This window comes from Rhodococcus sp. AD45-ID (assembly GCF_003023755.1).
GTDB lineage: Bacteria > Actinomycetota > Actinomycetes > Mycobacteriales > Mycobacteriaceae > Rhodococcus_F > Rhodococcus_F globerula.
In genome coordinates this window covers 1,004,609-1,017,708 of sequence record NZ_PYHL01000003.1, presented here as the reverse complement: position 1 = coordinate 1,017,708, position 13,100 = coordinate 1,004,609, and the positions used below count along the sequence as shown (strand labels likewise).

At 60.1% G+C, this 13,100-nt stretch carries 13 protein-coding genes; 11 read left to right on the top strand and 2 right to left on the bottom strand.

Translation table 11 applies throughout. The features are described from left to right. Window positions 1–84: 84 nt before the first annotated feature. Window positions 85–1,017, top strand: coding sequence for a type I pantothenate kinase (gene coaA / locus C7T36_RS28935; RefSeq protein WP_033234510.1), 933 nt, complete (start codon window positions 85–87; stop codon window positions 1,015–1,017). Window positions 1,018–1,023: 6 nt separating this feature from the next. On the opposite strand, the gene C7T36_RS28930 is transcribed toward coaA, so the two are convergent. Continuing rightward, window positions 1,024–1,791: an isoprenyl transferase gene (locus C7T36_RS28930; RefSeq protein WP_033234511.1), complete on the bottom strand. Its 768-nt coding sequence runs from the start codon at window positions 1,789–1,791 to the stop codon at window positions 1,024–1,026. Window positions 1,792–1,954: 163 nt separating this feature from the next. Between C7T36_RS28930 and C7T36_RS28925 the strand changes: the two genes are divergently transcribed. Next, window positions 1,955–2,623, top strand: a complete 669-nt coding sequence (locus tag C7T36_RS28925; RefSeq protein WP_033234512.1) for a hemolysin III family protein — start codon at window positions 1,955–1,957, stop codon at window positions 2,621–2,623. Between the two features lie 4 nt (window positions 2,624–2,627). On the opposite strand, the gene C7T36_RS28920 is transcribed toward C7T36_RS28925, so the two are convergent. Next, window positions 2,628–3,869, bottom strand: a complete 1,242-nt coding sequence (locus C7T36_RS28920; RefSeq protein ID WP_045069372.1) for a TetR/AcrR family transcriptional regulator — start codon at window positions 3,867–3,869, stop codon at window positions 2,628–2,630. A gap of 292 nt (window positions 3,870–4,161) precedes the next feature. On the opposite strand from C7T36_RS28920, the gene C7T36_RS28915 reads away from it, so the two are divergent. From C7T36_RS28915 to C7T36_RS28875, 9 genes are read left to right on the top strand one after another with little or no spacing between them, the layout of a single operon-like run. Next, window positions 4,162–4,971 carry an ABC transporter permease gene (locus tag C7T36_RS28915; protein WP_033234514.1) on the top strand — a complete coding sequence of 270 codons (810 nt, stop codon included), beginning with the start codon at window positions 4,162–4,164 and terminating at the stop codon, window positions 4,969–4,971. After that, complete coding sequence (locus C7T36_RS28910) at window positions 4,971–5,828, top strand: ABC transporter permease (protein WP_033234515.1); 858 nt, start codon at window positions 4,971–4,973, stop codon at window positions 5,826–5,828. Before C7T36_RS28915 ends, C7T36_RS28910 begins: the two co-directional genes overlap by 1 nt. A gap of 3 nt (window positions 5,829–5,831) precedes the next feature. Beyond that, window positions 5,832–7,082, top strand: coding sequence for an MCE family protein (locus C7T36_RS28905; protein WP_045069370.1), 1,251 nt, complete (start codon window positions 5,832–5,834; stop codon window positions 7,080–7,082). After that, a complete protein-coding gene (locus C7T36_RS28900) occupies window positions 7,079–8,122 on the top strand; it encodes an MCE family protein (protein ID WP_045069367.1) in 1,044 nt (347 codons plus the stop codon). Before C7T36_RS28905 ends, C7T36_RS28900 begins: the two co-directional genes overlap by 4 nt. Then, a complete protein-coding gene (locus tag C7T36_RS28895) occupies window positions 8,122–9,177 on the top strand; it encodes an MCE family protein (protein ID WP_045069874.1) in 1,056 nt (351 codons plus the stop codon). The genes C7T36_RS28900 and C7T36_RS28895 overlap by 1 nt, the downstream gene beginning before the upstream one ends. Further along, complete coding sequence (locus C7T36_RS28890) at window positions 9,174–10,271, top strand: MCE family protein (RefSeq protein WP_045069365.1); 1,098 nt, start codon at window positions 9,174–9,176, stop codon at window positions 10,269–10,271. The genes C7T36_RS28895 and C7T36_RS28890 overlap by 4 nt, the downstream gene beginning before the upstream one ends. Beyond that, window positions 10,271–11,338 (top strand): MCE family protein, encoded by a 1,068-nt coding sequence (locus C7T36_RS28885; protein ID WP_045069363.1) that lies wholly within the window; start codon window positions 10,271–10,273, stop codon window positions 11,336–11,338. Before C7T36_RS28890 ends, C7T36_RS28885 begins: the two co-directional genes overlap by 1 nt. Next, window positions 11,335–12,555, top strand: coding sequence for an MlaD family protein (locus C7T36_RS28880; protein WP_045069360.1), 1,221 nt, complete (start codon window positions 11,335–11,337; stop codon window positions 12,553–12,555). Before C7T36_RS28885 ends, C7T36_RS28880 begins: the two co-directional genes overlap by 4 nt. Continuing rightward, window positions 12,542–13,099: a hypothetical protein gene (locus C7T36_RS28875; RefSeq protein ID WP_045069359.1), complete on the top strand. Its 558-nt coding sequence runs from the start codon at window positions 12,542–12,544 to the stop codon at window positions 13,097–13,099. The genes C7T36_RS28880 and C7T36_RS28875 overlap by 14 nt, the downstream gene beginning before the upstream one ends. The last annotated feature ends 1 nt before the right edge of the window (window position 13,100 follow it).

The window sequence follows — 13,100 nt, the reverse complement described above, 5'->3', positions numbered from 1 at the left end:
TCGTGCGCACTCGCGCCTGGCTTGCTCGCACGCTTCGCCCGTACCAACGGCATCACAGTTCCTCGGCACCGGCGAGCTGCGCTGATGGCACGCGCCGGCGAATCCAGCCCGTATGTCGAGTTCGACCGTAAGCAGTGGCGCACACTGCGTAAGTCGACTCCGCTCGTCCTGACGGAGGACGAACTGTACGGCCTCCGCGGCCTCGGTGAGCAGATCGACCTCGAGGAAGTTGCCGAGGTGTACCTCCCGCTGGCTCGACTGATCCACCTACAGGTTGCCGCAAGGCAGCGACTGTTTGCCGCTACCGCAACGTTCCTCGGCGAGAAACATCCCGATCGACAAGTTCCCTTCGTCATCGGCGTGGCCGGTTCGGTGGCCGTCGGCAAATCCACGACGGCCCGTGTGCTGCAAGCACTCCTGGCCCGATGGGACCATCACCCGCGCGTCGATCTTGTCACCACCGACGGGTTCTTGTACCCCACCAAAGAACTGCACCGTCGGGGCATGATGCACCGCAAGGGTTTTCCCGAGAGCTACGATCGCCGCAAACTCCTGCGATTCGTGACCGAGGTGAAATCGGGCGCCGAAGAGGTAGCGGCCCCGGTCTATTCGCATACTCTGTACGACATCATCCCCGGCCAATTCCACCTGATCCGTCAGCCCGACATCCTCATCATCGAGGGCCTCAACGTGCTGCAGACCGGTCCGCGTCTGATGGTCTCGGATCTGTTCGACTTCTCCATCTACGTCGATGCCCGGATCGAGGACATCGAAGCTTGGTACATCGAACGGTTCCTGGCACTACGGAAAACGTCGTTTGCCGACCCGAACGCGCACTTCCACCATTACTCGGGACTATCGGACCGCGACGCGACCAGCGCCGCCAAGGACATCTGGAACTCGATCAATCAACCGAACCTGGTGGAGAACATCCTCCCCACCCGTCCGCGAGCAACGCTGGTGTTGCGCAAGGACTCCGATCACACGATCAACCGGCTGCGCCTGCGCAAGCTCTGATACTGCTCAGGCGCCGAACCGGCGGTGCCTTGCCGCATAGTCACGAAGGGCCCGGAGGAAGTCGACCCGGCGGAACTCGGGCCAGTACGCCTCGGTGAACCAAATCTCCGAATAGGCACTCTGCCACAACAGGAATCCCGAAAGCCGCTGCTCCCCCGACGTGCGGATCACCAGGTCGGGATCGGGCTGACCTGACGTATAGAGGTGACTGTCGATACCGTCGACGGTGATCGCCTGGACCAGTTCGTCGCCACTGAGTCCTTGGCTGAGCTTCTCACTCAGCAGCGACTGAACGGCGTCGGCGATCTCCTGGCGGCCGCCGTATCCGATCGCGATGTTGACGTGAGTTCCGGTGCGGCCTTCGGTTCCGTCCGCGGCATCACGAAGGCGCCGCGACTGCTCGGCCGGCAACAGATCCAGAGCGCCGACGATCTGCACGCTCCAGTTCTTACTCGGCCCGGAAATCTCCTCGACCACATCGGTGATGATTTCGAGGAGTGTGTCCAACTCTTCGGGGTCCCGGCGCAGATTCTCGGTGGAGAGTAGGTAGATCGTTGCCATCTCGATTCCGGCGGCATCGCACCAGTCGAGCAGTTCGGAGATCTTGAGTGCGCCCATCCGGTGCCCGTGACTGACGTCCGTGAAACCGTTCTCGCGCGCCCAGCGTCGGTTACCGTCACACATCACCGCGACGTGCCTCGGATGGGTGAGTCCATCCAAATGCTTCAAGAGCCGTCGCTCGTAGATGCTGTACAGCAGTCCGCGCACCTTCACCGTGACATCACCATGGTGACAAAGACTACGCCGGGACCTTGTCCCCACTTGCGAGCGCCGTCACGCTTTATGGGCGCGTCGAAAAGCTGCAGGTAGGTTATGCTACTGACACGTAACCTACGGTACCGTAGGTTCTGGCAGCGTTGCCGAAAGGAGTTAAACGATGACAGCACTCGGGTTGGATGCACTTCCGGTCAAACCACGCATGCGCGGATGGATCCATCTGTGGGCACTCTGCGTTTCCGTCGTAGCGGGCATCGTTCTCGTCGCGGTGGCGGGCGCTCAAGTCGGAGCCAAGGCGGCCTTGGCCACGGCGATCTACAGCATCACCATCTGTGGCCTTTTCGGCATCAGCGCGACCTATCACCGCATCCACTGGAAAACCGTCGACGCCCGCATCTGGATGAAGCGCGCCGACCATTCGATGATCTTCCTGTTCATCGCGGGCAGCTACACACCGTTTGCGATGCTGGGCTTGCCCAGCGAGACCGGCACTGTCGTCCTTGCGGTCGTCTGGGCTGGTGCACTCGCAGGCGTTGCGCTCAAGATGCTGTGGCCGACAGCCCCTAAGTGGGTGGGTGTGCCGCTGTACCTGATTCTGGGATGGGCCATCGTGCCCGTCGCCGGTGAGATGACCCACCAGGTTGGCGTCGCGCCGATGGTGCTGTTACTGGTCGGCGGAATCCTCTACAGCGTCGGAGCAATTCTCTACGCCACCAAATGGCCGAACCCGTGGCCCACGACGTTCGGACATCACGAGTTCTTCCACGCCGCAACGGTCGTCGCGGCAATCTGCCACTACATCGCCGTCTGGCTCGTCGTCTTCAACTGACGCATCACCGCTGCGCTGGTCCACCGAACAGAACTGCCGAAACCAAGCAGTGAACTTTCCACACATTCTCCGGCCCAGGATCGAATCCGAGCAGACGGCCGACATCGGGAACCACGTTCAGCGCAGCATGCACGACGAACATGCTCTCGGGCTCCGTGAGCTCCGGTCGGATCTCACGGAGCAATCGCGCCCATTCGACCACGTAGAGTTTTTGCCGACTCTTCAAGTCATTTCGATGACTGGGCAACAGATTGTGCATCTCGGAGAAGTAGATGGACATCAACTCGTGTTGCGCAAAAGACAAGTCGACATACATCAACGACAGTGATGCCAGTGCCTCGGCCGGCGAATCCGACGCGTCCAGCACCGACACCGTAGCGACGTCCAGGCGATCTGCAGCCCGGTAGAAGATGGCGGAGAGAAGGTCGGCTTTGCTCGGGAAGTATCGGTACATGCCGGACGCGTTCAAACCAGCTGCGGCAGCTATCTCTTCGATCTTGACGTCATGGTAGCCATGGGAGTCGAAGAGCCGCACCGCTTCATGCAGTAGACGCTCCCGCTTGTTGTCCCCCAGCGGCGCAAGCACCGAGCGGCGGCTTTGTGGATTGTCCTGGCGACCTCGCGCAAATCTCGCCTGATCTATCGCCACACATGCACTCAGCAGGATGCGTTCAATTGTCTTCTGCGGCAAGACGAGATTGTGGGCCGTGATGCTTCCGATCGCGCTGAACATCGCGGCCACCACAAGCCTTGCGTCGCGCTCACTGACCGGAGTGTCCGACGGTGACAAATGGGCACCCACCCGGCGATTGATCAGAATCGAATGCTCGCGAATCACCGCTTTGTCTGATGGTTCGAGAAACCTACTCTCCCAACGGTAGATACCCGCGGTCCGGCGATTGCTGATCGTGGTTCGGATTACAGCCAGCAGATCGCGCTGAAGCCGATCGGCATCTTGCCCGCTGCTCTCCACCGCATCGAGAGCCTCGGTGAGCGCTTCCATCAACGACAGCGCCGAATACTGAAACAGTGCGTACTTCTTCGGAAAATGGCGGTAGAGAGCCGAGGGCGAGATGCCCACCGACGACGCGATGTCTTCGACACTGACACCGTGGTAGCCGCGCTCACTGAAGGCGATTGCCGCTGCGGCCGCAATTTGTGCCTTGCGGTCTTTCGGTCTCTTCTTTGCTTCGACCGCACGACTCCGACCGACGGCCGGAGCAACCCTCAGGTCTCTTGTTGTCACTGTCTCCGGCCTGCTTCCGTATCGAGAATAGTCATACACATCTTGCGCGCACCTACCGTGCACGCACTCGAAGATGCAGCTTTCAACTGTAGTTATATCAAGTTTCCGTCGCCAACCAGACAAGTTCTGAGAAGAATTCCCATTCACATAACTATTGCCGCACGCGAGTTGCTGTGAAATGATTCACACATAATCCGCCACGATCGCACCCCTGCACGTCGGCCCGTCTCGACGCCTGAACACACTCGACATCTTCAATGAAAGAACTTGAGCTGCAAAGGAATAGAACCAGGTGACGTACGAACTGCCAGCCTCGAAAGGCCCGGTACGAGACGTAGCGCTCGAGGGCGGCTACCTGATCGGATTCTCGGTGCAGGCACTGTTCGGCCTGTTCACGGCCATCATCCGCAGGCGGCTCTCGTTGCACGAGACGATAACTCAAACGCTCTTCATCGGCCGGGTGAGCACCGGTCCGTCCCTGCTGCTCATGATCCCGATCGGGGTCTTCATCGCGGTATCGGTCGGTGAGCTCGCGGGGCGAATCGGCGCAGGCGGTTACTCCGGTGCAGTTGTCGCGTTCATCATCGTGGGTCAGGCCGCAGCACTGGTGTGCGCGCTGATGATGGCAGGGGTTGCCGGATCGGCAATCTGCACCGATCTGGGCTCACGGAAGATCCGCGAAGAGATCGACGCCATGGAAGTCATGGGTATCGACGTCATCGAGCGTCTTGTTGCTCCGAGATTGGTTGCAGCGGTAGTTGTTTCCCTAGCTCTATGTTCCATGGTCACGTTCGGCGGAGTGATTGCGTGCTACCTCTACCACATCTACGTTCAGCATCTGCCTGCCGGAACATTCATGGCGACGTTCAGCCAGTACGGCCGGTCATCCGACTTTGTCATGGCCTTGGTCAAGGCCGCGATCTTCGGTATCGCTTCGACTTTGGTCGCCACCTTCAAAGGACTCCATGCCAAGGGCGGCCCCCGCGGCGTCGCCGATGCCGTCAACGAAGCCGTGGTCATCGCCTTTGCTCTGGTCTTCATCGCCAACACGGTTCTGTCCGCGCTGTATACCGTGATAGTTCCGGCAGTCGGTGAATTCTGATGTCGCTCGTCGATCTACGGATCAGAGCCCACCAGGCGAGCAGACCGCTGCGGACCGCTGCCGACGGTTTGGTGTCGCTCGGTCAGCATGTGACGTTCTACGTCCGTACAGTCGCGTCAATTCCGTTTGCCCTCACCAAGTATCGCAAGCATGTACTCGGCCAGATCAGCGAAGTCAGCTTCGGCACGAACTCGCTGCTGTCGGGCGGCGGAACTATCGGCATCGTGTTCGCGATGTCCCTGGCAGCCGCAATGATGCTGGGTGTCGAAATGCATCGAGGACTCGAACTCGTGGGCATGACCTCACTGTCCGGAATGCTGTCGGCCGTTGCCAACACACGTGAACTTGCGCCGGTTGTTGTTGCAATTGCGTTGGCCGCCAAGGTCGGAACGGGCTTTACCGCGCAAATCGGCGCCATGCGCATCTCCGACGAGATCGATGCCTTGGACTCGATGGCGATCAGATCCATCCCGTTCCTCGCCGGCACTCGGGTGATCGCGGCAATGATCTGCGTCATTCCGATCTACATGATCGGTCTGCTGGCCAGCTACCTGTCGACCCGCCTTGTCGTCGTGTTCTTCAATGGCGCATCGGCGGGAACGTACGACTACTTCTTCCACCTCGCGATCTCCCCACAGGATCTTCTCTACTCCGGTCTCAAAGCCGTGGTCTTCGCAGCCGTTGTCGCGCTGGTGCACTGCGCCTACGGATATTACGCCTCCGGTGGACCGGCGGGTGTGGGTCAGGCGGCCGGCCGCGCGCTCCGCACTGCAATCCTGGCGATCGGAATCCTGGACGTCATCATGACTTTCGGCCTGTGGGGTCTCGTTCCCCAAATCCCCGGAATGGGGGTCTGAGCCGTGGACAGACTTACTACGCGCACCAAGATGGCCTACGCACTGCGCGGCGCGGTGGCTATAGCGGTAGCCGTCGTCGCCGCAGTCGCCATGGTGTTGCGCGGCTCGGGCAATCTCGAACGCAGCACCGATGTGTACGTCGCGATTCCTGCCGACGCCGGGTTGATCAGTGGCGAGGCCCCGGTTCGATACCACGGGGTCAATATCGGCCGCATCGGCGACATCGATTCGGGTACTACAGAATCGGTGGTGCAGCTGCAGATCGATACCGGTGAAGCGTCGAAGATCCCGGCAGACGTCGTGGCACGGGTAGTACCCCGGACATTTTTCGGCGACATCTACATGCAGCTTGTCGACAATCCGAATGCCCAGAGTCAGACAACGCTGTCGCAGGGCGACACCATCCCCATGGACACCGGTCCCGAAGCCGTCGCACTCTACGACGTGTACACCGAACTGGTGTCGGTACTCACCGCGATGCGCCCCGAGAAAATGCACACCGCTCTGACCGCGCTGGGTCAGGCCTTGGACGGGAACGGCGCCGAAATCGGTGCCACTATCGACAATCTCAGCGCCGCCTCGGCAGTGCTGACACCGGCGGCACACCAATTCCTCGATTCGACACCGGAATTCACGTCGGTTGTCGACGCATTGGACCGCGCAACTCCCGACATACTCGACACCCTTGCAGCGGCCACGTCAGTCTCCAACAGCATGGTCGCCAACCAGGAAAACCTCGAGAGGTCGATGAGTGCGGCCGCGGTCTTCGCCGCGACGCTCGACAACTTTGTCGCCGAGAACACCGGCAACATCATCACCGTCATCGACTCCACCGGAAAGATACTCGCAACAACAGCAGCCAACCCCGAAGGCCTACGCTCCACTCTGGCCAATGCCGGCGCTTTCGGCGCCGCCGGTGCGCGGGTATTCTCCACCGGAAAATTCAACATCACAGCAGTTCCCACGTTTGCCGATCCGCTTCCGTACACAGGCGAGGATTGCCCTCAGTACGTGGATGAGCGCGGCGCGCAGTGTTCGGGTACCAATCTGAGTTCGGGCACCACTCTGGTGCCGGTTACCGGTGGCGCTGACGAAGCCTCAGCGCTTCTCTTTCTCGAGGATCAGCTGCTCGGCAACCCGCCACTCGACAACACGCCACTCGACAACACGGCCGGCGATGCCACCGCTCCCAACCCCGCAACAACTCTCATGTTGGGGCCGTTGGTCCGGGGTAACGAGGTGAGTATTCCGTGAAAATTCGGACCGCTCAGGTAGTTCGCTTGTCACTGTTCTGTATCACCGGGCTCGCGTGCGCGTCGTTCGTGGCAAACACGTTGTCGGTACCGGTTCGTGGGGACACCGCTTCCTATTCGTTCGAGTTCACGGACGTGGAGGGCTTGAATCCCGGTAATCCGGTGACCATGTCGGGTGTCCGGATCGGCAGGGTGGACTCGGTTGCGTTTGCCGACAACGGTGGTGGCACAGCCAAAGCGATCGTCGACGTGGAGATCGAATCGCAGTATTCTCTCGCGTCCGACGTTCGGGCTACCGTCCGCTACGGCGACATGTTGGGCGCCCGCTACCTCGCACTGACTCACAATGAAGGTGCGCAATCGGGACCAGCATCGGTGTCAGCGAGAACGCTGGAACCTGGTGGGACTGTTCCGCTGACGCAGACAACGCCCCCGATCAACCTGACCGCGTTGATGAACGGCTTCAAACCACTGTTTGCCGCATTACAACCCGAGCAGGTCAACACACTCACTCGGAGTTTTGTCGAAACGTTCAACGGGCAAGGTGGCGCGATCTCCGCGCTTCTCGACCAGATCGCCGTCATGACATCAGGTCTCGCCGACCGCCAAGATGTTTTTGCGCAACTGTTGACGAACATGAACACACTCCTCACCTCCGTCGACGATCGCCAACCCGAAATGGTCAGCCTCCTTGACGGTTTGAACGGTCTCAGTACCTCGGTTGTCGAACAGAACGACCAACTTGCCACACTTCTGGATCAGGGAAACCGCACCGTCTCGTCGTTGGCTCAGCTGATGACCGGATCGAACGGATCTTTCGGCACGACGGTTGCGCAACTCGAAAATGTTACCGCCGGTTGGATTGCGAGCACCGACGAATTCAATCGACTTGTCGCGAACCTCCCCCAGTTTGCCGATGCCGCAAACAGGATCGGCAGCTACGGAAGTTTCATCAATCTTTATCTGTGCAATTTCACGCTGAAGGCAGGGGACGTGGAAGCCAATATCTTCGGCGCAACACATTCGCCGGTGTGCTCATGATGTTTCTGGTCAAGCTGATCGACGTTTTTGTCGGCATCATGCTCTTTCTGTTCAAAGGGGACCGTCGCCAGAGCGGCAGCGGAACGGCTTTGGCGTTGGGCAGCCTCGGGATCTTTGTTCTGGTGGTCGGAATGGCTGCCGCGCTGGGTATTCCGAAACTCTGGTACAACGTTCGCACGTCGGCGTACACAGCTGAATTTGCCAATGCCAGTGGACTTTCCGACACCGACCCGGTGTACGTAGCCGGAGTTCCCGCCGGGCGGGTGGATTCCATCGAACTCGCCGGAGACCACGTGATCGTCAGCTTCCGCCTGGACAAGGATCAACCGTTGGGCAACCAGAGCACCGCCACCGTCCGACTCAAGACCGTCCTGGGTAAGCGCTACCTCGAAGTGGTTCCTGCCGGTGTTGTGGACGACAACGACGGACGCGTCATCCCACTCTCGCGAACAACGGTGCCGTACAGCCTCGACGACGTCAGCGCCGACGCAACCCACGCGGCAACCGGCGTAGATCTGCAAGCGATGGAGTCGATGATGGACACTCTCTCGCAGGTGATTCCGACCGACTCCGATCAGGTCGGCCGAGCGCTGGCCGGAATCAGTGGTGCCTCCGCAGCCTTCGCACAGAACGGCGAGCAGATCGACCAAATCCTGACGATGTCGCGAGAGCTGTCGGACATGGCTGTGGCGCAGACTGATTCGATAGTGAACACGGCCGCAAACGCTCAGACCATCGTGCGCACACTTGCCATGCGCAAGGACGCCCTCACTCAACTCGTCGACAACCTGACGATCATCATCTCGAAGCTGTCCACTACGTTCACCGCACGCGAGGGCGAATTCGGAGCACTGACAGACAACCTGGTCGCCGTCACCACAACGCTAAAGAACAATGCCGATCAGATCGACCTGCTGATGACACGTCTTCCGTCTGCGTTGCGCTCGGTCACCGACGCCACCGGCACGGGCGACTGGACCGACGTCAACGCACCGGCAGCCGTGATCCCGGACAATCTGCTCTGCGCGCTCGGCATCATGGAGGGCTGCAAGTGAATCCACGAAAAGCCGTCACTGCCCTGCTCGTCGTGACCCTCGCGATCGCGCTGCCAGGCTGGTACATCTTCGGACGAACCGATCAGTCGAAGACCGTCTACGCCGATTTCAGTTACGTCGGGGGGATCTACGAGGGAAGCAAGGTCACAGTTCTCGGTGTCGGCGTCGGGACAGTCACGTCGGTCGAGCCCCGAGGAACATCGGTTCGGGTGGCGATGTCCATGCCGACGTCCGTGGAACTTCCGGCAGATGCGTCGGCGTATGTTCTCAATCCTTCGGTGATCAGTGATCGCCACATCGAACTCGGACCGGCGTACACCGGCGGAGACACTTTGGAAGACGGCGATCAGATTCCCGTCGAACGCGCACATTCCCCAATCGATTTCGACGGTTTGATGGGAAGTGTCAGCACCTTGGCCGAAGCGTTTGCCGGCGACGGCGGCAATCTCGGGGATCTTGTCAGTCGCGGTGCGGCCGGGTGGGCGGGCCAGGGCGATCAGTTCAACATGGCAATCCGAAACCTCAGTACGGCAACGGGAGTAGTCGGTGCTCGGTCCGAAGACATCGGCGCACTCGTCGACAACCTCAGCACCTTGATGGCCGCTCTCGACGCCCGGCAGGTCAGTCTCGACGAACTTGTCGGCGACTTGGGCCAATTGGGTGATCAGTGGTCGAGCCAGAACATGGACATCTCCCAACCACTTCAGGATTTACAGGTAGTGTTCGATCAGCTGGAGCGCTTCATGACCACTCACGGCGACGACGTCGGTGCCATCGCCGGCAACGTTGCGGTCCTCGGCGACGTACTGGCGGCAAAACAACCGGGTCTCGCCGAATTCATGGACCTTGTGCCGTTGATGATGGCAAACCTGTCCGGCACCATCGGCCCCGATCAGCGTGGACGTATTCGACTCAATGTCTCGACAGCACTGACGCAATTTGCTGTGGCGCAACCGCTGTGCGAGACGTACAAGCTGCCGATCTGCACCGGTGCCGGCTTCACCAACCCCATTTCCTTCCCGCTCAGTGCGTCCGATCCGCTCGGAATCGCGTCTGCGGTTTCCGGCGGCGTGGCCTCGGGAGGTGGCAACTGATGCGGCAGTCTGTTCGGATACTCACCGCAGTCGCGGCAGTCGGTGTTGGTTGCGCGGTGGTCTTTGCGTTCGGCGGTTGCAGCGCCGGAATCCAGGATCTTCCGTTGGGCCGCTCGGCAGACGGTGATGCGTACACCGTGGCAGTGCAGTTGGCGGGCGCTGACGGTCTTGTTCTGGGAGCCGACGTCCGCAGTGGTCAGAAGGTGATCGGACGGGTATCCGCACTGTCCGCAGACGTGGTCGGAGCCAGGGTGAGTCTGAGTCTGGACACTGCGACTCAGTTGCCGGACAATGTCGAAGCATCCGTCGAACTTCCCTCAGCGCTGGGTAATCCGTTCATTCGACTACTTCTGCCGGAAGTTCCCTCGAGTTCGGTGTTGAGCGACGGTGACACCATTCCGGAGTCCCGCACCGAGATCGGCCCGCAGGTGGAAAGTGCACTCGCGACACTCGGGACAGTTCTCACCGGGAGCGGCATCGACCAACTCGATACCGTCGTGAGAGAACTCAACACTGCGTTCTCCGGCCGGTCCGGTGAGGTGCGCTCCCTGACCGATACTCTCACCTCCCTCATGGCGGAAGCCAGTAGTCATCAGGACGAGTTCAACGAGGCCGTCGATCTCGCCGCTCGGGTCTCCTCGCAGCTCGCCGGACAACGCGAGATCATCGACAACTATTTGGATTCCGTCCCTCAGGTGGTGTCGATTCTTGTCGGTCAGAAGGATCAGATTTCCAGCCTGTTGAACTCGACGGTTCAACTCGCCGTCAACGCGAACACGATTCTCGACTCCTCTCCGGGCGGGTTCGACAGCATGCTCAAGGATGCGTCGACCGTTGTCGGGACTCTCGATTCGTTCAACTCCGAGATGGGCCAGACACTGGCAAATATGAACGGAATGCTCGAAAGTTTCACCTATGCGGTGCGCGGCGACTACCTGATGTTCGACGGCGCCCTCGACATTCCCGGTACGATCGACAAACTCTGGACCGGTGGGATGGCCGGCGGCGCAGCAGCTATCGCGGCGCCCGGAACTCTGACCGATCTTCTGCAGGGAGGCCGACGATGAAACGTCTTGCGCTCGTGCAACTTGTCTTGTTTGCGCTCACCGCTGCCGTCGTCATTCCGTTCGGCATCGTCTACGTCGTCGGTCCACAAGGTTTCGGAGATCACATCCGGCTTCACGCCACCATGTCCGACGCTTTCGGCCTGACCGCGGGAACGGTGGTCACGTACCGCGGGGTGCAGGTGGGAAAGGTCAGCGAGGTTGCTCTCGACTCGAGTACCCGTTCCGCTCGCGTAGAGCTCTCGCTCAACGAAAACGCCGAGATACCCGCCGACAGTGTTGCCAAAGTGACGATGGGAACTGCCGCCGGAATTCAGAACGTGGACATCTATCCCAACACCGATCAGGGACCTTACCTTCAGGACGGCGACGAGATCGCGATGCCGGCGGATCAACAGCCGGTTCAGATGAGCCAGTTGATGCTTCAGGCGTCGGATGTGCTCGAGGGTCTCGATCCGCAGGCGATCAGCGACATCGGAACCGAATTGGGAAACTCGTTCAACGGACTCGGCCCAAGTCTGTCCACGATGATCGAGAACGGTGGGACGCTGTCCGCACAGTTGAACGATCAGTCCGCGGAACTCGCGGCGCTGCTCTCACGCACCTCGACCTTGGTTGATTCCATGTCAACACAATCGGATTCGTTTGTCCGCGGGATGTCGGCTGCCAAGAACTTCACCGAGCAACTCGATTCCAACGCGCCGGTACTGATCTACCTCACCGATCATTCACCGGCAGCGTTGAGCAGTGCACAACAGTTGTTCGACCAGTACCACAACACTTTTGGAGCCGTCTTGGCCAATCTCGTGACAGTTGCTCCGATCATCTCCGACCGCACGGATGCCCTGGAAACGGGATTGGTCACGATCCCTCGAGGCCTCGCGGATCTGGCTTCGATCGTGAAGGGTGATCGCGCCGATTTTGCGCTGGTCGCCACACAAGGACCGGTATGCAACTACGACACTCCCAGGCGCGAAGTCGGTGATCTCTCCCCCACCAGCCCGAACCTCGCGATGTACTGCCCACCGGCCGATGATCTGGTCCAACGCGGAGCGCGAAATGCTCCGCGACCGAACGATCTCGGGTTGCAGAATGCCACCATCCCCGGCACGCCGATCGGCCCGCCGGTTGTCGATGATCCCATTCTCATTCCGACCGGCGTAGACGCACTGAACTATTGGAGATCGATGTTGGAAGGACTGGGAAATGGCACCCGCTGAAAGCACACTGATGGAAACGACCGAGCAGGAATCGGGTGACCAGCCGGACCGTCCGTCGTTGCTGCGACGCCTGAAGACGCCGCGCACCGCCCTGACTGCCGTATTGGCGCTGGCACTGGTCGCAGCAGTGGCGGCGTGGGGATTTCAGATGTATTCGGAAAGCCAGGACAACACTCTGCGCCAGGAAGCTCTCGACACTGCCCGCGAATACTCGGTCATCATGTCTTCCTTCGATTACCAGGATCTGGACGCGAACAAGGACTCGATTGCCTCCATGTCGACCGACGAGTTTGCCGGCACTTACCGAACCATGGTCGATTCGCTGCGCGATGTCGTCGCCGGCGGGCAGGGGCAGGCAACCGCTACGGCGGCACACGTAGGTATCGAGTCCATGGACAGTTCATCGGCAACAGTTCTGGTGTTCGTCGATCAGGAAGCCAAAAATGTTGCTGCGCCGCAAGGGAATGCGCAGAAGTATCGGATGGTCATCTCGATGGTCCGATCGAACGACCAGTGGCTCGTCAGCAATGTAGAGACGAAATAGG

Coding starts and splice junctions, on each gene's coding strand:
- C7T36_RS28925 (WP_033234512.1), top strand. CDS start 1,955: ATGACAGCACTCGGGTTGGATGCACTTCCGGTCAAACCACGCATGCGC.
- coaA (WP_033234510.1), top strand. CDS start 85: ATGGCACGCGCCGGCGAATCCAGCCCGTATGTCGAGTTCGACCGTAAG.
- C7T36_RS28880 (WP_045069360.1), top strand. CDS start 11,335: ATGAAACGTCTTGCGCTCGTGCAACTTGTCTTGTTTGCGCTCACCGCT.
- C7T36_RS28910 (WP_033234515.1), top strand. CDS start 4,971: ATGTCGCTCGTCGATCTACGGATCAGAGCCCACCAGGCGAGCAGACCG.
- C7T36_RS28875 (WP_045069359.1), top strand. CDS start 12,542: ATGGCACCCGCTGAAAGCACACTGATGGAAACGACCGAGCAGGAATCG.
- C7T36_RS28895 (WP_045069874.1), top strand. CDS start 8,122: ATGTTTCTGGTCAAGCTGATCGACGTTTTTGTCGGCATCATGCTCTTT.
- C7T36_RS28885 (WP_045069363.1), top strand. CDS start 10,271: ATGCGGCAGTCTGTTCGGATACTCACCGCAGTCGCGGCAGTCGGTGTT.